Origin of the sequence: Azohydromonas lata NBRC 102462 (assembly GCF_001571085.1) — a bacterium.
Classification (GTDB): domain Bacteria; phylum Pseudomonadota; class Gammaproteobacteria; order Burkholderiales; family Burkholderiaceae_C; genus Azohydromonas; species Azohydromonas lata.
The window spans coordinates 1-21,773 of record NZ_BCTC01000012.1; the positions used below are offsets into that span (position 1 = coordinate 1).

19 protein-coding genes and 4 tRNA genes are annotated in these 21,773 nt (G+C 68.7%); 4 read left to right on the forward strand and 19 right to left on the reverse strand.

What is annotated here, in order from left to right; translation table 11 throughout:
- Positions 1-225: electron transfer flavoprotein subunit beta/FixA family protein (locus ALA01S_RS06560; protein ID WP_444979081.1), on the reverse strand; the 225-nt coding region annotated here is incomplete at its 3' end.
- Between the two features lie 101 nt (positions 226-326).
- Here ALA01S_RS06560 and murI point away from each other — a divergent pair.
- Entirely contained in the window at positions 327-1,124 is a 798-nt protein-coding gene (gene murI, locus ALA01S_RS06565) for a glutamate racemase (RefSeq protein WP_066333753.1), read from the forward strand.
- A 53-nt stretch (positions 1,125-1,177) separates the two neighbouring features.
- On the opposite strand, the gene ALA01S_RS06570 is transcribed toward murI, so the two are convergent.
- The 11 genes from ALA01S_RS06570 to ALA01S_RS06620 all read right to left on the reverse strand — a co-directional run bounded on the left by ALA01S_RS06570 (position 1,178) and on the right by ALA01S_RS06620 (position 12,577).
- Positions 1,178-2,476 carry an MFS transporter gene (locus ALA01S_RS06570; RefSeq protein WP_066333755.1) on the reverse strand — a complete coding sequence of 433 codons (1,299 nt, stop codon included), beginning with the start codon at positions 2,474-2,476 and terminating at the stop codon, positions 1,178-1,180.
- A 120-nt stretch (positions 2,477-2,596) separates the two neighbouring features.
- Positions 2,597-2,899: a hypothetical protein gene (locus ALA01S_RS06575; RefSeq protein ID WP_066333761.1), complete on the reverse strand. Its 303-nt coding sequence runs from the start codon at positions 2,897-2,899 to the stop codon at positions 2,597-2,599.
- Positions 2,900-3,186: 287 nt separating this feature from the next.
- Positions 3,187-3,275: transfer RNA gene (locus tag ALA01S_RS06580), tRNA-Leu, on the reverse strand.
- Positions 3,276-3,344: 69 nt separating this feature from the next.
- Positions 3,345-3,974 (reverse strand): 7-carboxy-7-deazaguanine synthase, encoded by a 630-nt coding sequence (gene queE / locus ALA01S_RS06585; protein ID WP_066333768.1) that lies wholly within the window; start codon positions 3,972-3,974, stop codon positions 3,345-3,347.
- A 23-nt stretch (positions 3,975-3,997) separates the two neighbouring features.
- Positions 3,998-5,068 carry a 6-carboxytetrahydropterin synthase gene (locus ALA01S_RS06590; protein WP_218011435.1) on the reverse strand — a complete coding sequence of 357 codons (1,071 nt, stop codon included), beginning with the start codon at positions 5,066-5,068 and terminating at the stop codon, positions 3,998-4,000.
- A 163-nt stretch (positions 5,069-5,231) separates the two neighbouring features.
- Positions 5,232-6,353, reverse strand: coding sequence for an AI-2E family transporter (locus ALA01S_RS06595; RefSeq protein ID WP_084267271.1), 1,122 nt, complete (start codon positions 6,351-6,353; stop codon positions 5,232-5,234).
- A gap of 77 nt (positions 6,354-6,430) precedes the next feature.
- Entirely contained in the window at positions 6,431-7,645 is a 1,215-nt protein-coding gene (locus tag ALA01S_RS06600) for an ABC transporter permease (RefSeq protein ID WP_066333770.1), read from the reverse strand.
- On the reverse strand, positions 7,645-8,445 hold the full coding sequence (locus ALA01S_RS06605) for an ABC transporter ATP-binding protein (protein WP_238455716.1): 801 nt from the start codon (positions 8,443-8,445) through the stop codon (positions 7,645-7,647). The genes ALA01S_RS06600 and ALA01S_RS06605 overlap by 1 nt, the downstream gene beginning before the upstream one ends.
- Entirely contained in the window at positions 8,442-9,755 is a 1,314-nt protein-coding gene (locus ALA01S_RS06610) for an efflux RND transporter periplasmic adaptor subunit (RefSeq protein ID WP_066333772.1), read from the reverse strand. The genes ALA01S_RS06605 and ALA01S_RS06610 overlap by 4 nt, the downstream gene beginning before the upstream one ends.
- A 69-nt stretch (positions 9,756-9,824) precedes the next feature.
- A complete protein-coding gene (locus ALA01S_RS06615) occupies positions 9,825-11,255 on the reverse strand; it encodes an efflux transporter outer membrane subunit (protein WP_174548607.1) in 1,431 nt (476 codons plus the stop codon).
- A gap of 152 nt (positions 11,256-11,407) precedes the next feature.
- On the reverse strand, positions 11,408-12,577 hold the full coding sequence (locus ALA01S_RS06620; protein ID WP_084267272.1) for an ABC transporter substrate-binding protein: 1,170 nt from the start codon (positions 12,575-12,577) through the stop codon (positions 11,408-11,410).
- Positions 12,578-13,207: 630 nt separating this feature from the next.
- On the opposite strand from ALA01S_RS06620, the gene ALA01S_RS06625 reads away from it, so the two are divergent.
- Complete coding sequence (locus ALA01S_RS06625; protein ID WP_157118794.1) at positions 13,208-13,423, forward strand: SPASM domain-containing protein; 216 nt, start codon at positions 13,208-13,210, stop codon at positions 13,421-13,423.
- Between the two features lie 177 nt (positions 13,424-13,600).
- On the opposite strand, the gene ALA01S_RS06630 is transcribed toward ALA01S_RS06625, so the two are convergent.
- The 7 genes from ALA01S_RS06630 to ALA01S_RS06660 form a co-directional block, all read right to left on the reverse strand.
- Positions 13,601-13,674: transfer RNA gene (locus ALA01S_RS06630), tRNA-Cys, on the reverse strand.
- A gap of 41 nt (positions 13,675-13,715) precedes the next feature.
- Positions 13,716-13,791: transfer RNA gene (locus ALA01S_RS06635), tRNA-Gly, on the reverse strand.
- 78 nt (positions 13,792-13,869) lie between these two features.
- On the reverse strand, positions 13,870-16,290 hold the full coding sequence (gene lon / locus ALA01S_RS06640; RefSeq protein ID WP_066333779.1) for an endopeptidase La: 2,421 nt from the start codon (positions 16,288-16,290) through the stop codon (positions 13,870-13,872).
- Between the two features lie 99 nt (positions 16,291-16,389).
- Positions 16,390-17,652, reverse strand: coding sequence for an ATP-dependent Clp protease ATP-binding subunit ClpX (gene clpX, locus ALA01S_RS06645; protein ID WP_066333781.1), 1,263 nt, complete (start codon positions 17,650-17,652; stop codon positions 16,390-16,392).
- 158 nt (positions 17,653-17,810) lie between these two features.
- Complete coding sequence (gene clpP, locus ALA01S_RS06650; RefSeq protein WP_066333782.1) at positions 17,811-18,419, reverse strand: ATP-dependent Clp endopeptidase proteolytic subunit ClpP; 609 nt, start codon at positions 18,417-18,419, stop codon at positions 17,811-17,813.
- Positions 18,420-18,523: 104 nt separating this feature from the next.
- Complete coding sequence (gene tig, locus ALA01S_RS06655; RefSeq protein ID WP_066333784.1) at positions 18,524-19,831, reverse strand: trigger factor; 1,308 nt, start codon at positions 19,829-19,831, stop codon at positions 18,524-18,526.
- A 26-nt stretch (positions 19,832-19,857) separates the two neighbouring features.
- A tRNA-Leu gene (locus ALA01S_RS06660) sits at positions 19,858-19,944 on the reverse strand.
- 123 nt (positions 19,945-20,067) lie between these two features.
- Between ALA01S_RS06660 and hpnC the strand changes: the two genes are divergently transcribed.
- The gene (gene hpnC, locus ALA01S_RS06665; RefSeq protein WP_084267273.1) at positions 20,068-20,922 is read left to right on the forward strand and encodes a squalene synthase HpnC; all 855 of its coding nucleotides are present in this window, start codon (positions 20,068-20,070) and stop codon (positions 20,920-20,922) included.
- Complete coding sequence (gene hpnD, locus ALA01S_RS06670) at positions 20,919-21,773, forward strand: presqualene diphosphate synthase HpnD (protein WP_066333789.1); 855 nt, start codon at positions 20,919-20,921, stop codon at positions 21,771-21,773. The genes hpnC and hpnD overlap by 4 nt, the downstream gene beginning before the upstream one ends.

Sequence of the window (21,773 nt, forward strand, 5' to 3'; positions counted from 1 at the left end):
GGCCGTGCGCAGCGTCTCCTGGCACTGGGTGACGCCGCAGGAGACGGCGATGATTTCCGTGGCGACGCCCTTTTCCTTCAGGCGCACGGCCTCTTCGACGGCGATTTCGTCGAAGGGGTTCATGCTCATCTTGACGCCGGCGAGGTCCATGCCCGTCCCGTCGGACTTCACCCGCACCTTTACGTTGTAGTCCACCACCCGCTTCACGGGCACCAGCAGCTTCATGTGCGCTCCTGTCTGAATGTTTGAGGCTTGACGGCGGATTTTAGAGTGGGCCTCGCACCGCGCCCGGGCGCAAGGGTGGGCACCGCTACACTGCCGCCGCCATGAACCCTGCTCCCCGCGCCGGCTGCTGCATCGGCGTCTTCGACTCCGGCGTCGGCGGCCTGTCGGTTTTGCCGGCGCTGCGCACGGCGCTGCCCGCCGCGCGGCTGCTCTACGTGGCCGACAGCGGCCACGCGCCCTACGGCGAGCGCACCGAGGCCTTCGTGGTCGAACGCGCCCTGCACATCGCGGCTTTTCTGCTCTCGCAAGGGGCGCAGATGCTGGTGGTGGCCTGCAACACGGCCACGGCCGCCGCGGTGGAAGCGCTGCGGCAAGCGCATGCCGAGACGCCCATCGTGGGCATAGAGCCGGGGGTGAAGCCGGCCGTGGCGCTCACGCGCAGCGGGCACGTGGGCGTGATGGCGACCACCGGGACGCTGTCCAGCCGCAAGTTCCAGCGCCTGCTGGCCGCGCAGCCCACGCACGCGGCCGTGCACCTGCAGGCCTGCCCGGGGCTGGCGCTGGCGATCGAGCGCGGCGATCTGCAATCGGCCGAGCTGCGCGAGGTGGTGCAGCGCCACAGCGCGCCGCTGCGCGAAGCCGGCTGCGACGTGGTGGTGCTGGGCTGCACCCATTACCCCTTCGCCGCCCCGCTGATCCGCGAGGCCTTACCCGGCGTGGCCCTGGTGGACACGGCCGAAGCCGTGGCGAGGCACACGGCCACGCTGGCGGCACGGCTGGCGGATTCGCCCGGCGATTTGCCGCCGCTGCAGTTGTGGAGCAGCGGGGAGCCGCGGCAGCTCAGCGCGTTTGCCAGGCGTTGGCTGGGGTGGGACGTGGAGGCGAAGTCGTTGCCATAAGGCAATGGCTGGGCTGTGCCTGTAGGAGGCCCGCTGGCGGGCCGAATTGCCGCTCAAGCTGCGGCCGCCCCCTGCCCCCGCTGCAGATCCAGCGGTTTCAGCAGCACCAGCCCCAGGACGAAGAACAGCCCCGTGGCCGCGATCGCCAGCCGGTGGTTGCCGCCGGTGGCCCAGGTCACCAGCCCGTAGGTGACCGGTCCCGCGATGGCCGCCAGCCTGGTCGCCAGCGTCCACAGGCCGAAGAATTCCGCCAGCCGCTGCGGCGGCGCGAGCAGCCCAACCAGCGCGCGCCCGGCCGACTGGCTGGAGCCCATGCACAGCCCCGCCAGCACGGCGGCGCACCAGAACAGGCCCGGCCCCGTGGCGGCCCAGGCCAGGAGCGTCATGGCGATCCAGCCCACCAGCGTCCAGCCCAGGGTGCGCTTGTGGCCGGCGCGGTCCTGCCAGTAGCCGAAGGCGAAGGCGCCCAGGGCCGAGGCGATGTTCACGAGGAAGATCAGCGCCATGGTCTCCGTCTGCTTGAAGCCCAGCGCCTGCTCGGCATAGACCGCCGCCAGCGCCACCACCACGGCAATGCCCGCCTGGTAGGCCACCGTGCAGGCCAGCAGCCGGCCGAAGTCCGGGTAGCGGCGCGCGGCCTGCCAGGAGCCGCGCAGGCGGCGCAGCGAGTCCACCACCCCCGTGCCCCTGTCCGCGGCGGCCTGCTGAGGCTGGGCCCGCTCGCGCAGCAGGATGAACGTCGCCAGCGAAGCGACGGCGTAGAGGACGCCCGTGATCGCCATGGTCACCGGGACGAACTGCTCGGCCCGCTGCCCTTGCGCCTGGGCCCACAGCACGTAGGCCAGGCTCAGGCCCAGGGTGAGCATGCCGCCGAAGTAGCCGAAGCTCCAGCCCCAGCCGGAGACGCGGCCCATGGCGTCGCGCCGCGCCAGCTCGGGGAGGAAGGCGGCGATCAGCGACTCGCCCACGCCGTAGCAGGCGTTGGAGACCAGCACCGCCGCCACGGCCAGCGCCACGTCGCCGCGGCCGCAGGCGGCCAGCATGGCGCAGCCCAGCACGCAGCCGACGGTGGCGGCTGCCAGCAGCTTCTTCTTGGCGCCGTGCAGGTCGCTCCAGGCGCCCAGCGCCGGCATGAACAGGACGAGCAGCGCATTGGACGCCGCCACCGTGAGCGTCCACGCCAGCGTGGCCCAGTCGGCGTTGCCGGCGACCACGCCGACGAAGTAGGCGTTGAACACGGCGGTGAGGACGACCGTCGTGTAGCCGGAGTTGGCGAAGTCGTACATGGCCCAGCCGAAAACCTCGCGCTTTTGGACGCCGGGGTTCAGGAGGGCTTGAGGAAACAAAGGCATGGCGCGGGCCGCGGCCGGTGCCCGGCGTTTCAAACGCCTGGGCTGAAGCCGCGTTGCAGGGCAAGACGAGGCCGCGAGTGTGCCCCGCCTGCACGCCGCCCACGCCGGAGGGGAATCAGCTCAGCGGCTGGCGCCCATGTCCGGCGCCGAGGCCGCACCGGACTGCGTGCCGGACTTGGCGGGCTTCTTGGCCGGGGCGGCACCCTGGGCGGCCTTTTCTTCCACAGGCGGCTTGGCCGCCTTGTTGCCGCCGGCAGCGGTGCCGGAGGCCACGGGCTGCGCCGGGGTGGCGGCGGTGCCCGCGCCGGTGGTGGAGCCTGCAGTGCCCGTGGTGCTGCTTTGGGCCCAGGCGGCGGAGGCGAGGATGGCGGTAAGCGTCACGGCACCCAGGCTTTTCGCCAGGCCGTTGAGGGAAATGCTCATGAGAAGTCTCCTCTTGTGCTGAAAGGGGGCACGGGCTTTTGAAATCAGCCGCGCATGCCTTGGCGGCAGCGGGCAAGCCATGGTCCCGGGAGCAAAAGGAAAATGTTTTTTTAAATATCAAGGCAGGCCATCGCGCCCAATGAAATTGAATAAATATATTCAAGAGTCGATTAATTTTGAATTCTCAAAATAATTTAAAAATTGGCACCAACGCCCAGAAAATCAAATAAATGGCGCAGCCCAACGCCGGGCGCCTCCCGGCGAACCGGCTTGAAGAAGATTTGATTTGGTGCCCGGGACGGGACTCGAACCCGTAAGCCGTTTTAGCGGCGGCGGATTTTAAGTCCGCTGCGTCTACCGATTTCGCCACCCGGGCGGGCTGCCGTGCGCTCTTGTCGGCACGGCTGGCAAGCCGCGCATTATCGCCGCAAGAAAGGGCCATTCCTCAGGGGATGTTGAGCAGCTTGTGCGTCTGCAACCCCAATCGCCACTGCGGGTGCTCCAGGCAGTACTGAAGCGCGGCCTGCGTGTTGCGCTCGCGATCCGGGCCGTCCATGGGCTGCAACACGAAATGCTTGAAGGCCAGGCCCTCGAAGCGCTCCGGCATCGCTTCCACCTGCGGAAACACCAGCTTCAGCTCGTCCCCGGCCGCCAGCGCCAGCGGCGCGTCGGCCTTGGGACTCACGCAAATCCAGTCCAGGCCGGCCGGCGCGGGCTGCGTGCCGTTGGTTTCCACGGCGATCTCGAAACCCCGCGCGTGCAGCGCCGCTATCAGCGGCGCGTCCAGTTGCAGCAGCGGCTCGCCGCCGGTGCACACCACCAGCGGGCGGCCACCGCCCGGCCACTGCGCCGCCACGGCGTCGGCCAAGGCCGCGGCATCGGCGAACTTGCCGCCGCCGGCGCCGTCGGTGCCGACGAAATCCGTGTCGCAGAAGCGGCACACGGCCGTGGCGCGGTCCTGCTCGCGGCCGCTCCACAGGTTGCAGCCGGCAAAGCGGCAGAACACCGCCGCGCGGCCGGCTTGGGCGCCCTCGCCTTGCAGCGTGTAGAAGATTTCCTTGACGGCGTAGCTCATGCGTTCGTCCCGCTGCGCCCGCCTCAGATGGGCAGCGACGGCGCCTCGGCGCCCAGGTACACGGTGGCGCCGCAGCCGGCTGTCTCGTGCAGATCCACCCGGTTGACCTGCGGCAGGCGCTCGCGTGCCTGGCCCAGCACCCAGCGCGAGAGCGTCGCGGCATCGCAGTCGGCCAGGTCGGCGCGCTCGTGCAGCGGGTGGTGGTCCAGCATGCGGAAGACGGGGTCGAACAGGCGCTTCACGTCGCCGAAGTCCAGCGTCCAGCCCATCACCTCGTCCAGCGGCGCTTCCAGGTGCAGGCGCAGCAAGTAGGTGTGGCCGTGCAGGCGGCGCAGCGGGCTGCCCTCGGGCGCGCGCTTCAACTGCAGCGCGCTGTCCAGGGTGAAATCCTTCCAGGTGCGCCAGTGGCGGCCGTCGTGGCAGGCGCCGCAGGAGGCGGTCTCGAACACCGTCACGTTGGCCAGGCCCGGCAGCACGGGGGCCATGCGCGACCAGATCCAGCTGGAGAGCATTTCGCTGGTCGGGTTCTCCAGCCCGTCCAGCTCGTTCAGGCAGTTCATGTGCAACTGGAGCTGCACGGGCGCCCAGGCGGCATCGAGCTGCTCGTGCGTGGCGCCGTGGGCGTGGATGAGCGCCTCGAAGCCGTGGCCGTGCATGCGGCCGCACTTGTGGCCTTCCGGCACGTTGGGCAGGCGGTGCGCGGCATGGAAGGCGTAGCGGCGCCAGGCATGGGCGCGGCCGGTGCCGTCCAGGTCCACGCCGCGGTCGGCCATGCTTTGCACGCCCACTTCCAGCGGCAGGCCCATCTGGCCGCTGAACCAGCGCGCCAGGCGCTCGTCGCTGGGTTCGTCTATCACTTCGTTGAGCAGCCGGAAGTCCAGCATGGCGGCCACGTCGCGCAGCTCGTCGGACAGGCGCTGCACCTCGCCGCCGGGAAAGCCCGCCCAATCGCCGGGCAGCTCGCCGCGCACGCGCACCTGGAAGCCATGGCCGTGCAGGTTGCGGGCGCGATGCGCGGGCGGGACGTTCACCAGTCGCCGCGCCGCCTCGAACCCGGCTGCCGCCGCGTGCCACACCGTCCCAACCATCACCATCGACTCCTTACTGCTCAAACATATGCACGCGCCGTCAGCGCGCAGGGCGCGGGAGTCTAAGTGCTGTGCGGCTTTCGCGACGGCTCGCGCCGCCAAGGCCCTGCACGCGCAGCGGCGCGCCGTGCAGTCCGGCACGGCGGCACACCCAGCGGGCGCGGACGCTTCAGCGCGACGCCTGCTCGCGCCGCTCGATGAAGATGTCCCAGGCCGCCATGAAGAGCGCGGCGATGAGGGGCCCCAGCACGAAGCCGTTGAGCCCAAACACCGCCAGCCCGCCGAGCGTCGAGATCAGCACCAGGTAGTCGGGCATCTTGGTGTCCTTGCCCACCAGGATGGGCCGCAGCACGTTGTCCACCAGGCCGATCACGACCACGCCCCACACGACCAGGCCCACGCCCTTGAGCATCGCGCCCGTGACCATGAGGTAGACGGCCACCGGCCCCCACACCATGGCCGCGCCCACGGCCGGCAGCAGCGACAGCACCGCCATCACCACGCCCCACAGCAGCGCGCCGTGGATGCCCAGGAACCAGAAGGCCAGGCTGCCCAGGCCGCCCTGCACCACGGCCACGACGATGTTGCCCTTGACCGTGGCGCGTATCACCGCGGCAAAGCGCGAGAGCAGCTCGCGCTTGTCGTCCTCGGCCAGCGGGATGGCCTTGCGCACCCGCGCCGCCAGCACGTTGCCGTCGCGCAGCAGGAAGAACAGCAGGTACAGCATCACGCCGAAGGCGATGACGAAGTTGAACGTGTCCTGGCCGAAGCTCACCGCGTGCGTGGCCAGCGTCTGCGTGGCCTGCGTCAGCCGCTGCCCCAGCACGGACTTGAGCCCGGCCAGGTCGGCCAGGCCGAAGCGCTCCAGCAGCCCCGTGAGCCAGGCCGGCAGCGCCGCATAAATCTGCTCGGCGTAGCGCGTGAAGTTGATGTCGCCGCTCTGCACGCGCTCCACCACCGACATGGCCTCCTGCACCAGCATGGAGCTGACGACGGCCAGCGGCAGGACGACGATGACCAGCACGATCAGCAGCGTCAGCAGCGACGCCACGTTGGCGCGCCCGCGCAGGTTCTTGCGAATGCGCCGCTGCACCGAGGCGAACAGGATGGCCGTCACCACGGCCCAGAACACCGCGCCGTAATAGGGCAGCAGGATCCAGCCGAAGGCCAGCGTGATGAGCACCAGCAGCCACAGCAGGCTGCGGTACTCCAGCGCGCTGCTGCGTGTGCGGTTGATCTCGGACTTCGCGGGGCGGGGGGTGATGGCGGTGTCGGTTGGGCGGTCGTTCATGGGCAGGCGGTCGTCTCAAGGGGCCGCGACCGCGCTTAGGCAAACGACGCGCCCGCCCCGGCGCGCACGCCCGCCGCTCACTCGTGCCGCAACGCCTCGATCGGGTCCAGCCGCGCCGCGCGCCGGGCCGGGAAGTAGCCGAACAGCACGCCTATGCCCGCCGAGAACAGGAAAGCCAGCACGTTGATGGGCACGTCGAACTGGTAGGGCACGTCCATCAGCCGCGAGCCGGTGATGGAGAAGATGGCCGCCAGCACGATGCCCACCACGCCGCCGAGCGCGGCCAGCGCCACGGCCTCGATCAGGAACTGCAGCAGCACCTCGGCCTCCAGCGCGCCAATGGCCAGCCGCACGCCGATCTCGCGCGTGCGCTCGGTCACGCTCACCAGCATGATGTTCATGATCCCGATGCCGCCCACCAGCAGGCTCACCGCCGCCACGGCGCCCAGCAGCATCGTCATCACGCGCGTGGTGCTGGAGAAGGTCTGCGCGAGCTGCGCGGTGTCCAGCACGTTGAAATTGTCCTCGTCGGCGGCGGCGAGCTTGCGGCGCTCGCGCAGCAGGTCGCGTATGCCGGCCTTCACGCGCTCGGCGTCGCTGCCCTCGGCCATGGAGATCAGGATGGTCTGCACCCGCGTGCTGCCCGTCACGCGGCGCTGCACGGTGGCCAGCGGCATGATCACCACGTCGTCCTGGTCGTTGCCCATGGCGCCCTGCCCCTTGGAGGCCAGCACGCCCACCACGTCGCAACTGAACTGCTTCACGCGCAGCCGCTGGCCCAGCACCGACGCGGCGTCGGCGGCGAACAGCTCGCGGCGCACGGTCTCGCCAATCAGGCACACGGCGGCGCCGGCCCGCTCCTCGGCGTCCTCGAAGCCGCGGCCCGCGCCAATCGTCCAGTTGTTGGTGAAGAAGTAGTCGCTGGTGGTGCCCGTGACGCTGGTGGCCCAGTTGCGGCCATTGGCCACCACCGTCACGCCGGAGCGCACCTCGGGCGCCACCGCGGCCACGCCGCCGATCTGCGTGCGTATGGCCTGCACGTCCTCCACGGTGAAGCTGGGCGCGCCGGCGCCGGAGGCGCCCGGGCCCAGGCGCTGGCCCGGCCGCACCATGAGCAAATTGGTGCCCAAGCTGGTGATCTGGTCCTGCACCGCCTGCGTGGCGCCCTTGCCCAGCGTCACCATGGTGATGACGGCGCTCACGCCGATGACGATGCCCAGGATGGTGAGAAAGCTGCGCAGCAGGTGGCGACGGATCTCGCGCAGCGCCAGCAGCAGGCTGTTCCAAAGCATCAGTGCGCCCCTCCCTGTGCGGCCACGGGCTGGGCGGCGCCGCCCTCGCCCGCCGGGTGCAGGTTGCGTTCGTCGCTGTCCACCAGCCCGTCCACGAAGCGGACGATGCGGCGCGCGTAGGCCGCCATGTCGCTCTCGTGCGTGACCATGAGCACGGTGATGCCGCGCTCGCTGTTGAGCCGCCACAGCAGCTCCATGATTTCGCGGCTGCGCTGCGTGTCCAGGTTGCCCGTGGGCTCGTCGGCCAGCAGCACCTTGGGATGCGTGACCAGCGCGCGGGCGATGGCCACGCGCTGCTGCTGGCCGCCGGAGAGCTCGCCGGGCGTGTGCGTGGCCCATTGCGCCAGGCCCACGGTGTCCAGTGACTCCAGCGCCAGCCGCCGCCGCTCCTTGGCCGGCGTGCCGCGATAAAGCAAAGGCAACTCCACGTTTTCCAAGGCCGACGTGCGGGCCAGCAAATTAAAACCTTGGAAGACGAAGCCGAGCTGCTCGCGGCGCAGGCGGGCGCGCTGGTCGCGGCTCAGCTCATGAACCGGCACGCCGCGGAAGAAGTACTGGCCGCTGGTGGGCACGTCCAGGCAGCCCAGCAGGTTCATCACCGTGCTCTTGCCGGAGCCGCTCGGCCCCATGACGGCAACGAACTCGCCCTCGCCGATGTCCAGGTCCACGCCCTTGAGCGCCAGGAAGGCGGCCTGCCCCTGGCCATAGCGCTTGGTGATGCCGCGCAGCCGGATGAGCGGCATGCGCTCCGTGGTGGAGGCCGGCACGCCAGCCGCCGCGGGTGAAGCGGACGCGCTCATCGCGGCTTGCCGGAGCGCTGGTCCACGATCACGGGCAGGCCGGCTCGGATACCCTCGCCGCGCACCTCGGTGCGGCGGCCGTCGCTGGCGCCGGTGCTCACAGCCACGGCAGTTGGGCGGCCGTCCTGCAGCAGCCACAAGGTCTTGGTGCCGCCGCCCCCGGTGGCGTCGCCGGCCTGCTTGCGCGCGCCGCGCGGCATGCGCGGCATGAGCACGCCGGCCACGCCACCACCACCGCCGCCGGGCCCGGCGCCGTCCTGCGGCGCGGCGGCCGAGGCCGGGGTGAAGCGCAGCGCCTGGTTGGGCACCAGCAGCACGTTGCGGCGCGGATCGCTGTGGATGGTGGCGGTGGCCGTCATGCCCGGGCGCAGCGACAGGTCTTCGTTCTCCACTTCCAGCAGCGTCGGGTAGGTGACGACGTTGTCGGTGGTGGTGGAGCCGTAGGCCACGCGGGTGACGGTGGCCGGGTAGCGGCGCTGCGGCCAGGCGCTGACGCTGAAGTCGGCCTTCTGGCCCACCTGCAGCGAGCCCACGTCGGCCTCGTCCACGTTCACCTGCAGCCGCATGTGCTGCAGGTTCTCGGCCAGGGTGAACAGCGTCACGGCCTGCAGCGAGGCGGCCACGGCGTTGCCGGGGTCCACCGAGCGGGTGAGGATGACGCCGTCGATGGGCGCGCGTATCGACGTCTTGGCCAGGTTGGTTTCGTCGATGAGCACCTGCGCCTGCGCGTCCGTGACGGCGGCGCGGGCGGCCAAGAGGTCGGCCTGCGCGCGCTGCACGGTGGCGCGGGCGGTGTCCAGCTCGGATTGCGAGGGCACCTTGCCGCCGGACAGCCGCGCCACCTCCTCGAAGCGGCCCAACTGCGCCTGCGCCTCCTTGAGCGTGGCCTCCACCTGCGTCACCTTGGCGCGGTTGGAGGCCAGCGTCGCCCGCGAGCGCTCCAGTTGGCCCGCCAGGCGCGTCTGGTCCAGCTCGACCAGCACCTGCCCCTTCTTGACCTGGTCGTTCACGTCCACCAGCACGCGCGCGACGGTGCCCGACATTTCGGAGCCGATGTTGACGGTGCGCGTGGGCTGGAGGGTGCCGTTGGCGCTGACGCTGAGGTTCAGGTCGCCTTGCGTCACCGGCTCGGTGACGTACACGGGCGCGGCGTCCTGCGCCTGGCGCGCGCGGTAGGCCATGCCGCCGGCCACGGCGGCGGCCAGCAGCGCGGCCGTGAACCAGGGGGTCTTGCGGCGCCACCAGGCGCGCGGCTTGGCGTCGGGGCCCAGCAGCGCTTCGAGTTCGGGGGCGGTGTCTTTGGACTTCATGGCGTGGGTTCGATTCGAGGGCGGGCGGGCTCGGGAGCTTCAGGCACGGTGCGGCCGGCGGGCTGTGGTTCAGGGCGTGGCCGTCGCCGTCGAGGTGGCGTCCGGCTGCCAGCCGCCGCCCAGGGCCTTGTAGAGGCGCACATGGGCCACGGCGGCGTCGGCCTGCGCACTGGCCAGGCTGTCCTGCAGGGCAAGCTGGGTGCGCTGGGTCTGCAGCACGGTCTGGAAGTCCACCAGGCCGCCGCCGTATTGCTGGGTGGCCAGCAGCGCGGCGTTGGAGGCGGCCTCGGCCGCGCGCATGAGCGTGGCCTGGCGCTCGCGGCTGCTGCGCAGCTCCACGAGGGCGTCCTCCACCTCCTTGAGCGCATTGAGCGCCACGGACTGCAGCGTGGCCGCGGTCTGCTGCGCCGCGGCGTCCTGCGCGCGCACTTGGGCGTTGATGGCGCCACCGTCGAACAGCGGCAGCGACAGGCTGGCCAGCAGCGAGCTGACCACGGCGCCGGGGCCGGTCAGGCCGCCCACGGTGAGCGCGCTCAGGCCCAGCGAGCCGCTGAGGTTGAAGCTGGGATAGCGCGCCGCGTCGGCCTGCGTCACGCGGGCCAGCGCCGCCCGCACCCGCGCCTCGGCCGCACGCACGTCGGGGCGCTGGCGCAGGGTGTCGGTGGGCAGGCTTTGCGCAAGCGCATCCGGGGCCTTGGGAATGGCCGCCAGGGGGGTGAGCTGCTCCGCTTGGGCTTCAGCCGGCGGGCGGCCGGTGAGCACGGCCAGGGCGCTGGCGTATTGAGCGATGGCGAGCTGCAGCGACGGAATCTGCGCCTGCGTCTGCTCGGCCGCGGCGCGGGCCTGCTCGGCCTCCAGCGAGGTGGCCAGGCCGGCCTGCAGCCGCCATTGCGCGATCTGGCTGGTTTCCTGCTGGCTGGCCAGGTTGGCCTGGGCGATGGCCAGCCGCGCCTGCAGGCCGCGCAGGGTGATGAGATCCACGGCGACCTCGGCCGCCAGCGACACCTGCACGTCGGCCAGCGACAGCGCGCTGGCGGCGGCGTCTTCTTCCGCCGCGGCCACGCCGGCGCGGGTGCGGCCGAAGAGGTCAGGCTCCCAGCCCGCATCGAAGCCGGCCTGGAACTGGTTGCTGCTCACGTTGCGGGCGCGGTTGCGGCCGGCCGACGCCGAGGTGCCGACGTTGGGAACCAGCCCCGCCGCCGCGAGGTCGCGCAGAGCGCGCGCCTGCCGCAGCGTCGCTTGCGCGGACGTGACCTGCGGGCTGGCCTGCAACGCCTCTTGCACCAGGCCGGGCAGCAGCGGATCGCCGAACTGGGCCCACCAGGAGGCCGTGGCCGCCGGTGACGCCGCCCCACCGGCGTGCTGCTGCACGGCGGTGGTGGCGTCGGTGGGAAGGGACGCGGCGGCGGTGCCGGCAGGCGGCCGGATGGCGGCGCAGCCGGAGAGCAGCGCCACCGCGGCCAGCACGGCGGCCCGCCGCAGCGCAGCGGAATGAATCACTGATTGCTTCACGCCTTGAAGTTTGACCTTCGCTTGTGACGCGGCCGCTGCGCCTCCTTTGCTGCAGCGTAAAGACGCTGCGGAGGGCCTTCGCGGCGCGGTGCGCCGGTTTGCAAGGGCAAGCCGGCGGCCCTGGCGACCCAGGGCAAAGCTCAGGGTGGGGCCGGCGGCAGGTATTTCCAGGCGCCGTTTTCGATGCGCACCATCACGCGCGCGCGCTGGTCCAGCCCAAGGTGGTCGCGCGGCGAGAGGCTGAAGATGCCGTGCGCGCCGGCCAGCTCGTGCGTGCCCTCCAGCGCCTCGCGCAACGCGGCACGGAAATCAGCGCTGCCCGGCTGGGCTTTCCTGAGCGCCACGGGCACGGCGGCGGCGACAAGTTGCCCGGCGTCCCAGGCATGGGCGCCGAAAGTGGAGACGCTGCCCTTGCCGTGCGCGGCCTCGTACAGCGCGACGTAGGCCAGGGCGCTCTTCTTGACCGGGTGCGTGGCGGGCAGCTGCTCGGCCACCAGCACGGGACCGGCCGGCAGCAGCGTGCCTTCCACGTCCTTGCCGCCCAGGCGGATGAAATCCTCGTTGGCCACGCCGTGCGTCTGGTAGATGCGGCCGGCGTAGCCGCGGTCGCGCAGCGCCTTTTGCGGCACCAGCGCCGGCAGGCCGGCCGCGCCTATCAGCACGGCGGCGGGCCTGGCCATCAGCATGCGCAGCACCTGGGACGCGACCTGGCTTTCGGTGCGCGCGTAGCGCTCGTTGGCCACGATCTTGATGCGCTTGAGCGCTGCGGCGCGGCTGAACTCCTGGAACCAGCCCTCGCCGTAGGCGTCGTTGAAGCCGATGAAGGCCACGTTCTCCACGCCGTGGGCCGCCATGTGCTCGGCAATCGACAGCGACATGGCGATGTCGTTCTGCGCCGTCTTGAAGACCCAGCGCCGCTTGGCATCCATGGGCTCGACGATGCGGGCGCTGGCCGCCAGCGACACCATGGGCGTCTGCGTCTCGGCGGCCACGTCCATCATGGCCAGCGAGTTGGGCGCGGTGGTGGAGCCGATGAGCACGTCCACCTTGTGCTCGGCCACCAGGCGGCGCGCGTTGGCGGCGGCGGTGGCGGGGTCGGAGGCGTCGTCCAGGACGATGTAGTTGAGCTTGTGCCCGGCCACGGCCGTGGGCAGCAGCGCGACGGTGTTCATCTCCGGAACGCCCAGCGAGGCCGCCGGGCCGGTGATGGACAGCGTGACGCCCACGTTGACGTCGGCCCAAGCCGGCACCGCCACCACGGCCGGCAGCACGGCGGCCAGGGCGATCAAGCCAAGCCTCAAGGTTTTCATGGGCCATCCACTCCCGGCGCGAAACGGCATGCGCCGGATGCGGCACCCGGCTGTCCTGCTGGAGCGTGCATTGTGCTTGGGACGGGTTGGCCCAGGTCCGCAGCCGGGCCTTGAGGTTTCACCCCGGACCGGGAACGCAGGTCCTCGCCTGCTTGCGAACGTGCCCCGCACCACACACGGGCGTGGTGATTGCCGCAACGCAGCGAGGCTTTTGCTGCAGCGCACACAGGCCCGCACGCCTGGTTTCGCCTCCATCTCGATGACGCCGTGTTCGGTTGCGGCCGATGGCTCAGCGCACATGCGGGTACCTGTGTGGCGACCGCCTTTGCCGGCCTGCCGCAAAACGGCTCCCGGCGCACCGACCGAGCGGCGCGGTGGCGGAACTGTCCCTGGAGTACTACACCAGCCCCGCTGGACGAGATACCGGGGCTGCAGAAGCTGCATCTGCAAGGGCTGGGCGAGCCCACATGCTGCATCCGCACTTCTTGGCGATGGTGGAGATGGCCGCGGCGCGGGGCATCCGGGTGTCGGCAAACATCCATCTCACGCTGCTGACGCTCGCGCGGGCGCAGCGCTGCGTGGATTCGGGCCGAGCGCGCTGTCGGTGTGGCTGGACAGCGTCAGTTGGGCATGCGGCTGCATACGCGGGCGGTGCGCACATCGAGCGGCCCGCGCTGTGACTGGCCCTGGGAGCAGCTCTACGTCACCGCGGCCGGGCAGATGCTGCCCTACTGCCTGGCTGCCAGTGCGGACCGCGCCACTTTCGGCGACGTGTTTGCGTCCTCCGATGGCCTTCAAGCCCGCTGGCACGGCGAGGAGGCCATGGCCCTGCGCGGCGGCCCATGAATCGCCCAGCCTGTGCCGTTCCTGCGCGCTGTACCGAGGGATGTTCTGAAGCGGACCCGAAGCGCTCAAGCGCCACGGACGCCAAGGCATCAAGACGTAGCGTGTCGAGAACTTGAACCCAAAAAAGAAAAGCGGCCCACAAGGGGCCGCTGAAGATTGGGTTTATTTAGAGTTCTTTGGAGGCGCGGGGCGGAGTCGAACCGCCCTGGACGGATTTGCAATCCGCTGCATAACCGCTTTGCTACCGCGCCGCTGCATGAAAAAAGGAAGCCGGGGCTTCCTTTTCGGTATATGGAGCGGGAAACGAGGCTCGAACTCGCGACCTCAACCTTGGCAAGGTTGCGCTCTACCAACTGAGCTATTCCCGCGTTGTCTTCACTTCACATTGCTGCTCAGCGAAGACTCGCAGTATAGACCAAATTTTTAGAACTGCGCAAGCACTTTTTTCAGTGCTTGATCGCTTCGCCAGTGGCCGCCGGAGCGGCCTCGGGCTTGGCGGCGTCCTTTGCCGGCAGTTCCTCGTCGGGCAGCGCTTCCGGAGCCGTTTCCAGGGCAACTTCGAGCACGCGGTCAATCCAGCGGACCGGGACGATCTCGAGCTGGTTCTTCACGTTCTCCGGGATGTCCTGGAGGTCTTTGACGTTTTCCTCGGGGATCAGCACGGTCTTGATGCCGCCGCGGTGCGCGGCCAGCAGCTTTTCCTTGAGTCCGCCGATGGCCGTCACCTCGCCGCGCAGCGTGATCTCGCCGGTCATCGCCACGTCCGCGCGCACCGGGATACCGGTGAGCGAGGAGACGAAGGCCGTCGTCATCGCGATGCCCGCGCTGGGACCATCCTTGGGCGTGGCGCCGTCAGGCACGTGGATGTGGATGTCGCGCTTTTCGAACATCTCATCCTTGATACCCAGACGGCGGGCACGCGAGCGCACCACTGAGCGTGCGGCTTCCACCGACTCCTTCATCACGTCGCCGAGTTGGCCGGTGCGGATGATGTTGCCCTTGCCGGGCATCACCACCGACTCGATGGTCAGCAGATCGCCGCCCACTTCCGTCCAGGCCAGGCCGACCACTTGGCCCACCTGGTTCTTCTTCTCGGCGCGACCGAAGTCGTACTTGCGCACGCCCAGGAAGTCGTGGAGGTTTTCCTCGGTCACGACGACCTTGCCTTCGTAGGTCTTGAGCAGCAGGCCCTTGACCACCTTGCGGCAGATCTTAGAGACCTCGCGCTCCAGCGAACGCACGCCGGCTTCACGCGTGTAGTAGCGCACGATGCCGCGCAGGGCGCTTTCCGTGACTTCCATCTCTTCGTCGCGCACGCCGTTGTTCTTCTGCTGCTTGGGCAGCAGGTAGCGGCGGGCGATGTTGAGCTTCTCGTCCTCGGTGTAGCCCGACAGGCGGATCACTTCCATGCGATCCAGCAGCGCGGGCGGGATGTTCATGGAGTTGGAAGTCGCCACGAACATCACGTCCGAGAGGTCGAAGTCGACCTCGACGTAGTGGTCGCTGAAGGTGTGGTTCTGCTCAGGATCCAGCACTTCCAGCAGGGCCGACGACGGGTCGCCGCGGAAATCCATGCCCAGCTTGTCGATCTCGTCGAGCAGGAACAGCGGATTGCGCGTGCCGACCTTGGTCAGGCTCTGCAGCACCTTGCCCGGCATGGAGCCGATGTAGGTGCGGCGGTGGCCACGGATCTCGGCTTCGTCACGCACGCCGCCCAGCGCCATGCGAACGAACTTGCGACCCGTGGCGCGGGCCACGCTCTGGCCCAGCGAGGTCTTGCCAACGCCCGGGGGGCCGACCAGGCACAGGATGGGCGCCTTGACCTTGTCCACGCGCTGCTGCACCGCGAGGTATTCGAGGATGCGGTCCTTGACCTTCTCCAGGCCGTAGTGGTCCTCGTTGAGCACCTCCTCGGCATGTGCCAGGTCGTGCTTGATCTTGGTCTTCTTGGCCCAGGGCAGGTTGATCAGCGTGTCGATGTAGTTGCGCACCACGGTGGCCTCGGCCGACATGGGCGACATGAGCTTGAGCTTCTTGACCTCGCTGTCGGCCTTCTTGCGGGCCTCCTTGGGCATCTTGGCCGCGATGACCTTCTTCTCCAGCTCCTCGATGTCGGCACCTTCCTCGCCGTCGCCGAGTTCCTTCTGGATGGCCTTGACCTGCTCGTTGAGGTAGTACTCGCGCTGGCTCTTCTCCATCTGGCGCTTGACGCGGCCGCGGATGCGCTTTTCCACCTGCAGGATGTCGACCTCGTGCTCCAGCAGCTCCAGCAGCTTCTCCAGCCGCTTGTCCACTTCGTGCAGGTCCAGCACCGACTGCTTGGCTTCGAGCTTGAGCGGCAGGTGCGCGGCGATGGTGTCGGCCAGGCGGCCGGCGTCGTCGATGCCCGCGATGGAGGTCAGGATCTCCGGCGGGATCTTCTTGTTGAGCTTGACGTACTGGTCGAACTGCTGCGTCACGGCGCGGCGCAGGGCTTCGACTTCAGGCTTGGTGTCGGTTTCCGGCGGAATGGGGCTGACCTCGGCCACGAAGTGGTCGCCGTTGTCGGTGATTTCCGTGGTCGTGGCGCGCTGCGTGCCCTCGACCAGTACCTTCACCGTGCCGTCAGGCAGCTTGAGCATCTGCAGGATGCTGGAGACGCAGCCGATCTGGAACATGTCGTCCGCCTTCGGCTCGTCCTTGCCGGCAGCCTTCTGCGCCACCAGCATGATCTGACGCCCAGCCTCCATGGCCGCTTCCAGCGCCTTGATCGACTTGGGCCGCCCCACGAACAGCGGGATCACCATGTGGGGAAACACCACGACATCGCGCAGCGGCAGCAGCGGCAGCGTGGTCGAGTCGGCGGGCAATACAGGATGTCCTGACATGGGTTCCTCTCTTTCTCCGGCCCACATGGGGCCCGAGCATTGATTTACAAGCGGGAACGGCCGCCGCCGTGTCTGGAAAAAAGCGTCGTGAGAGCTGTCTCAGGCACTGGCCTTTTGCTCGCGGTACACGAGCAGCGGCTTGGCGCCCTCTTCAATGTTGTGTTCATCGACCACGACCTTGGCCACGCCGTCCAGCGTGGGCAAGTCGAACATGGTGTCAATGAGCGCGTGCTCCATGATGGAACGCAGGCCGCGCGCGCCGGTCTTGCGCGCCAATGCCTTGCGTGCAATGGCCGACAGCGCCGAGGGGCGGATTTCCAGCTCCACACCGTCCATGCCGAACAGACGCTGGTACTGCTTGAGCAGTGCGTTCTTGGGCTCGGTGAGGATCTGCACCAGCGCGTCCTCGGTCAGTTCGCCCAGCGTGGCGACCACGGGCAGGCGGCCCACCAGTTCGGGAATCAAGCCGAACTTGATCAGGTCTTCCGGCTCGGCTTCGCGGAACAGGTCGGAGACCCGCTTCTCGCTCTTGCTGTGCACGGTGGCGGCGAAGCCGATGCCGGACTTCTCGGTGCGGTTCTGGATCACCTTCTCCAGCCCGTCGAAGGCGCCGCCGCAGATGAACAGGATGTTGGTCGTGTCGATCTGCAGGAAGTCCTGGTTCGGATGCTTGCGCCCACCCTGCGGCGGCACGCTGGCCATGGTGCCTTCCACGAGCTTGAGCAGCGCCTGCTGCACGCCCTCGCCCGAAACGTCGCGGGTGATGCTGGGGTTGTCGGCCTTGCGGCTGATCTTGTCGATCTCGTCGATGTAGACGATGCCGCGCTGCGCACGCTCGACGTCGTAATTGCAGTTCTGCAGCAGCTTCTGAATGATGTTTTCGACGTCCTCGCCCACGTAGCCCGCCTCGGTGAGCGTGGTGGCGTCAGCGATGACGAAGGGCACGTTCAGCAGCCGCGCCAGCGTCTGCGCCAGCAGCGTCTTGCCCGAGCCGGTCGGGCCAATGAGCAGGATGTTGCTCTTGCTGAGCTCCACCTCCTCCTTGCCGCTGCCCATGTGCTTCAGGCGCTTGTAGTGGTTGTAGACCGCCACGGCCAGCGTGCGCTTGGCCACTTCCTGGCCAATCACGTATTGGTCAAGGCTGGTCTTGATTTCGCCCGGCGTAGGCAGGTCGGACTTCGCGGACTTGGCGGCGCCTTCGGGCGGCACCTCGTCGCGGATGATGTCATTGCACAGCTCGATGCACTCGTCGCAGATGAACACCGAGGGGCCGGCAATGAGCTTCTTTACCTCGTGCTGGCTCTTGCCGCAGAACGAGCAATACAGCACCTTTTCGCTTGAAGCGCCTTTTTTGTCGGCCATGGAATTGAGGGTCGCAAATGCGCGTTGGGGGGTCGGGACAATGATAGTGCAATGAGAAACGGGGCTCCCCGTGTGCGGAGAGCCCCGTCGCCCAAGGTGCTTAAGAAGACACGCCGCACGCCCTTGTCTCTCTGTCGAGGGACGTGCCGCGTGCCCGCTCAGGGCCGGCGATCAATAACCTGATCAATCAGCCCATAACCCTTGGCTTCGGCGGCGGACATGAAGTAGTCGCGCTCGGTGTCGGCCTGGATTTTTTCGAGCGGCTGGCCGGTGCGCTCGGCCAGGATGCGGTTGAGCTGCTCGCGGGTCTTGAGGATTTCACGGGCGTGGATCTCAATGTCCGTGGCTTGGCCCTGCGCGCCGCCCAGCGGCTGGTGGATCATGACCTTGGAGTTGGGCAGCGAGAAGCGCTTGCCCTTGGCACCGGCGGCCAGCAGGAAGGCGCCCATGCTGGCGGCAATACCCATACAAAGTGTCGAGACGTCCGGCTTGATGAACTGCATCGTGTCGTAGATCGACATGCCCGCGCTCACGCTGCCGCCCGGCGAGTTGATGTAGAGCGAGATGTCCTTGTCCGGGTTCTCGCTTTCCAGGAACAGCAGCTGCGCCACCACCAGGTTGGCCGTTTGGTCGTTCACCGGCCCCACCAGGAAGATCACGCGCTCGCGCAGCATCCGGCTGTAGATGTCGTAAGACCGCTCGCCGCGACCCGACTGTTCGATGACGATGGGCACCATGCCCAGATTGTTCGTATCCAGCGCACTCATGAGGATTGTCCTTACAGGGGAGGTTCCGCGACGATTATGTCGCGAAGAAAACAAGGGCGCCGGCCTTGCGGCGCGGCGCCCTGCGGCCCTCTGAAAGCAAGGCCTTAGCCGGCCATCAGCTCCTCGAACGGCAGCGCCTTGTCGGTGACCTTGGCCTGGCCCAGGACGAACTCGGTGACGTTGTTTTCGATCACCACGGCCTCGACCTCAGCCATGCGCTGGCGGTCGCTGAGGTACCAGCGCACCACCTCGGCGGGGTTCTCGTAGCTCTGCGCCATCTCTTCGATGTGCGCCTGCAGTTGCTCCGGCTTGGCTTGCAGGTTGTTGGCACGCACCAGCTCGGCCACGACCAGACCCAGGCGCACGCGCTTCTCGGCCTGGGGCACGAAGATTTCAGCGGGGATGGGAGCCTTGTCGGCGTCCTTGATGCCGCGCTGCTTGAGGTCGGCGCGGGCGCCTTCGGTCATGCGGGCGACTTCGTCTTCCACCAGCGCCTTGGGCAGATCCAGCTCGGCGGCCTTGACCAGCGCGTCCATCACGGCGGCCTTGTTCTTGGCCTGCACGCGGAACTTGACCTCGCGCTCCAGGTTCTTCTTGATGTCGCTGCGCAGCGCTTCGACCGTGCCTTCGGCAATGCCCAGCGACTTGGCGAATTCCTCGTCCACCGCCGGCAGGTTCTGCAGCTCGATCTTCTTCATCGTGACCAGGAAGTCGGCTTCCTTGCCCGCGACGTCCTTGCCGTGATAGTCCTCGGGGAACTGCAGCGGGAAGGTCTTGCTCTCGCCGGTCTTCATGCCGCGCACGGCCTTGTCGAACTGCTCCAGCATCTGGCCTTCGCCGATGATGAACTGGAAGCCCTCGGCCTTGCCGCCGGCGAAAGGCTCGCCGTCGATCTTGCCTTCGAAGTCGATGGTGACGCGGTCGCCCTCGGCGGCGCCTTCCTCGGCGGCACGCTCGGCGAAGCTGCGGCGCTGCTTGCGCAGGATGTCCAGGGTCTTGTCGATGGCTTCGTCGCTGACCTCGGTGGCCACGCGCTCGACCTCGGCGCCAGCCAGGTCGCCGATCTTCACGTCCGGGTAGACCTCGAAGGTCGCGTCGAAGGCGAGCTGGCCTTCACCGGCCTCGTCCTTCTGCGTGATCTTGGGCGCGCCGGCCACACGCAGCTTGGCCTCGGTGGCGGCGTTGGCGAAGGCCTCGCCCACCTTGTCGTTCATGACCTCGTACTGCACCGAGAAGCCATAGCGCTGAGCGACCACGCTCATCGGAACCTTGCCCGGACGGAAGCCGTCGGCCTTGACGGTGCGCGACAGCTTCTTCAAGCGCGACTGCACCTCGTTGTTGATGGCGTCAGCGGGCAGCGTCAGCGTGATGCGGCGCTCCAGCTTCTCGAGGGTTTCCACTTGGACCGTCATGATGTCGTGCTCTTTCGTTGCTTGTGTGGTGCGCGGGGCCGGACTCGAACCGGCACGCCATTGCTGGCGTCAGGACCTAAACCTGGTGCGTCTACCAATTTCGCCACCCGCGCCGTTGTCCCAGCGCTGCTGCCCGAGCGAGGCGGCAGCGCGCAGTGATTCGGCAAACTTTGGATTTTAGCCTGCTGCGGCGCTCTTCCCCGACAACAGGGGTGCAGCATGGACAATTCGGCCCCGTGAGCATCGACCACTACGAGAACTTTCCCGTCGCTTCCGTGCTGTGTCCGCCGTCCCTGCGCCCGGCGGTGGTGGCGATCTACCACTTCGCGCGCACGGCCGACGACATCGCTGACGAGGGCGACGCACCGGAGTCGCAGCGCCTTGCGGACCTGGCCGCCTACCGCATCGAGCTGCAGCGCTGCGCCGCGGGCGAACCCGCGCAGGACGCGCGCTGGCTCCACGTCTTTGGCCCGCTGGCCGTGCAGATGCGCCGCTTCGCGCTGCCGCCGCAGCTGCTGGCCGATCTGCTGAGCGCCTTCGAGCAGGACACCGGCAACCCCCGCTACCCCGACCGCGCCACGCTGCTGGACTACTGCCGCCGCTCGGCCGACCCCATAGGCCGGCTGCTGCTGCATCTCTACGGCGTGCGCGACGCGGTGGCGCTCCAGCAGTCCGACGCCATCTGCAGCGCGCTGCAGCTCATCAACTTCTGGCAGGACTTCAGCGTGGACCTGCCGCGCGGGCGCCACTACGCCCCGGTGGCCGACGCCGCGCGCCACGGCCTCACGCTGGAGCAGCTTCAAATGCAGCAGGACAGCCCCGCCACGCGCACCCTGGTGCGCGAGCTGTGCCTGTGGGCGCGCGAACTCATGCTCAGCGGCGCCCCGCTCGTCCACCGGCTGCCGGGACGTGCCGGCTGGGAGCTGCGCCTGGTGGTGCAGGGTGGGCTGCGCATCCTTGAGAAAATCGAGCAAATGAATCACGCCACCCTCGCACGGCGCCCAAAGCTGGCCGCCCTGGATGCCCCGCGCCTGCTTTGGCGCGCCCTGGGCATGCGCGCCCGCCCCGCCACGGCCCGGAGCCCCGCATGACGACGACGCCGCAGCAGTACGTGCAGGACAAGGCGGCCGCCAGCGGCTCGTCCTTCTACTACGCCTTCAGATTCCTGCCGCCGCCGCGGCGCGAGGCCATCACGGCCTTCTATGCCTTCTGCCGTGAAGTGGACGACGTGGTGGACGAGGCCCATGACCCCGGCGTGGCCGCCACCAAGCTCGCCTGGTGGCGCCAGGAGGTGGCGTCGGCCTTCGCCGGCAAGCCCAACCACCCGGTGATGCGCGCGCTCGCGCCCCACGTGGCCGACTACGGCATGGAAGCGCGCCAGCTCCTTGCCGTCATCGAGGGCTGCGAGATGGACCTGCAGCAAACGCGCTATCTGGACTTCCCTGCCCTGCAGCGCTATTGCCACCTGGTGGCCGGCATCGTGGGCGAAGTGGCCGCCAGCATCTTCGGCCGCACGCAGGACAAGACGCTGCAGTACGCGCACACGCTGGGTCTGGCCATGCAGCTCACCAACATCATCCGTGACGTGGGCGAGGACGCGCGGCGCGGGCGCATCTATCTGCCGGTGAATGAGCTGCAGCGCTTTGACGTCAAGGCCCACGAGCTGCTCAAGCGCGAGGCGCCCTGGGGCTACAGCGATCGCTTCACCGCCCTCATGCGTTTCCAGGCCGAGCGCGCACACCGTCTCTACGACGAGGCCTTGGCCCTGCTGCCGGACGCCGACCGGCGCGAGCAGCGCCCCGGGCTGATGATGGCCGAGATCTACCGCACGCTGCTGCGCGAGATCGAGGCCGCCGACTTCCAGGTGCTGCACCAGCGCATCTCGCTCACGCCGCTGCGCAAGGTGTGGATCGCCATGCGCACCAACTGGCAGGCGCGCTGA

Bases quoted from the DNA above. Each gene is read 5' to 3' on its own strand.
- murI (WP_066333753.1), top strand. From the start codon at position 327: ATGAACCCTGCTCCCCGCGCCGGCTGCTGCATCGGCGTCTTCGACTCC.
- ALA01S_RS06570 (WP_066333755.1), bottom strand. From the start codon at position 2,476: ATGCCTTTGTTTCCTCAAGCCCTCCTGAACCCCGGCGTCCAAAAGCGC.
- ALA01S_RS06575 (WP_066333761.1), bottom strand. From the start codon at position 2,899: ATGAGCATTTCCCTCAACGGCCTGGCGAAAAGCCTGGGTGCCGTGACG.
- queE (WP_066333768.1), bottom strand. From the start codon at position 3,974: ATGAGCTACGCCGTCAAGGAAATCTTCTACACGCTGCAAGGCGAGGGC.
- ALA01S_RS06590 (WP_218011435.1), bottom strand. From the start codon at position 5,068: ATGGTGATGGTTGGGACGGTGTGGCACGCGGCGGCAGCCGGGTTCGAG.
- ALA01S_RS06595 (WP_084267271.1), bottom strand. From the start codon at position 6,353: ATGAACGACCGCCCAACCGACACCGCCATCACCCCCCGCCCCGCGAAG.
- ALA01S_RS06600 (WP_066333770.1), bottom strand. From the start codon at position 7,645: ATGCTTTGGAACAGCCTGCTGCTGGCGCTGCGCGAGATCCGTCGCCAC.
- ALA01S_RS06605 (WP_238455716.1), bottom strand. From the start codon at position 8,445: ATGAGCGCGTCCGCTTCACCCGCGGCGGCTGGCGTGCCGGCCTCCACC.
- ALA01S_RS06610 (WP_066333772.1), bottom strand. From the start codon at position 9,755: ATGAAGTCCAAAGACACCGCCCCCGAACTCGAAGCGCTGCTGGGCCCC.
- ALA01S_RS06620 (WP_084267272.1), bottom strand. From the start codon at position 12,577: ATGAAAACCTTGAGGCTTGGCTTGATCGCCCTGGCCGCCGTGCTGCCG.
- ALA01S_RS06625 (WP_157118794.1), top strand. From the start codon at position 13,208: ATGCGGCTGCATACGCGGGCGGTGCGCACATCGAGCGGCCCGCGCTGT.
- lon (WP_066333779.1), bottom strand. From the start codon at position 16,290: ATGTCAGGACATCCTGTATTGCCCGCCGACTCGACCACGCTGCCGCTG.
- clpX (WP_066333781.1), bottom strand. From the start codon at position 17,652: ATGGCCGACAAAAAAGGCGCTTCAAGCGAAAAGGTGCTGTATTGCTCG.
- clpP (WP_066333782.1), bottom strand. From the start codon at position 18,419: ATGAGTGCGCTGGATACGAACAATCTGGGCATGGTGCCCATCGTCATC.
- tig (WP_066333784.1), bottom strand. From the start codon at position 19,831: ATGACGGTCCAAGTGGAAACCCTCGAGAAGCTGGAGCGCCGCATCACG.
- hpnD (WP_066333789.1), top strand. From the start codon at position 20,919: ATGACGACGACGCCGCAGCAGTACGTGCAGGACAAGGCGGCCGCCAGC.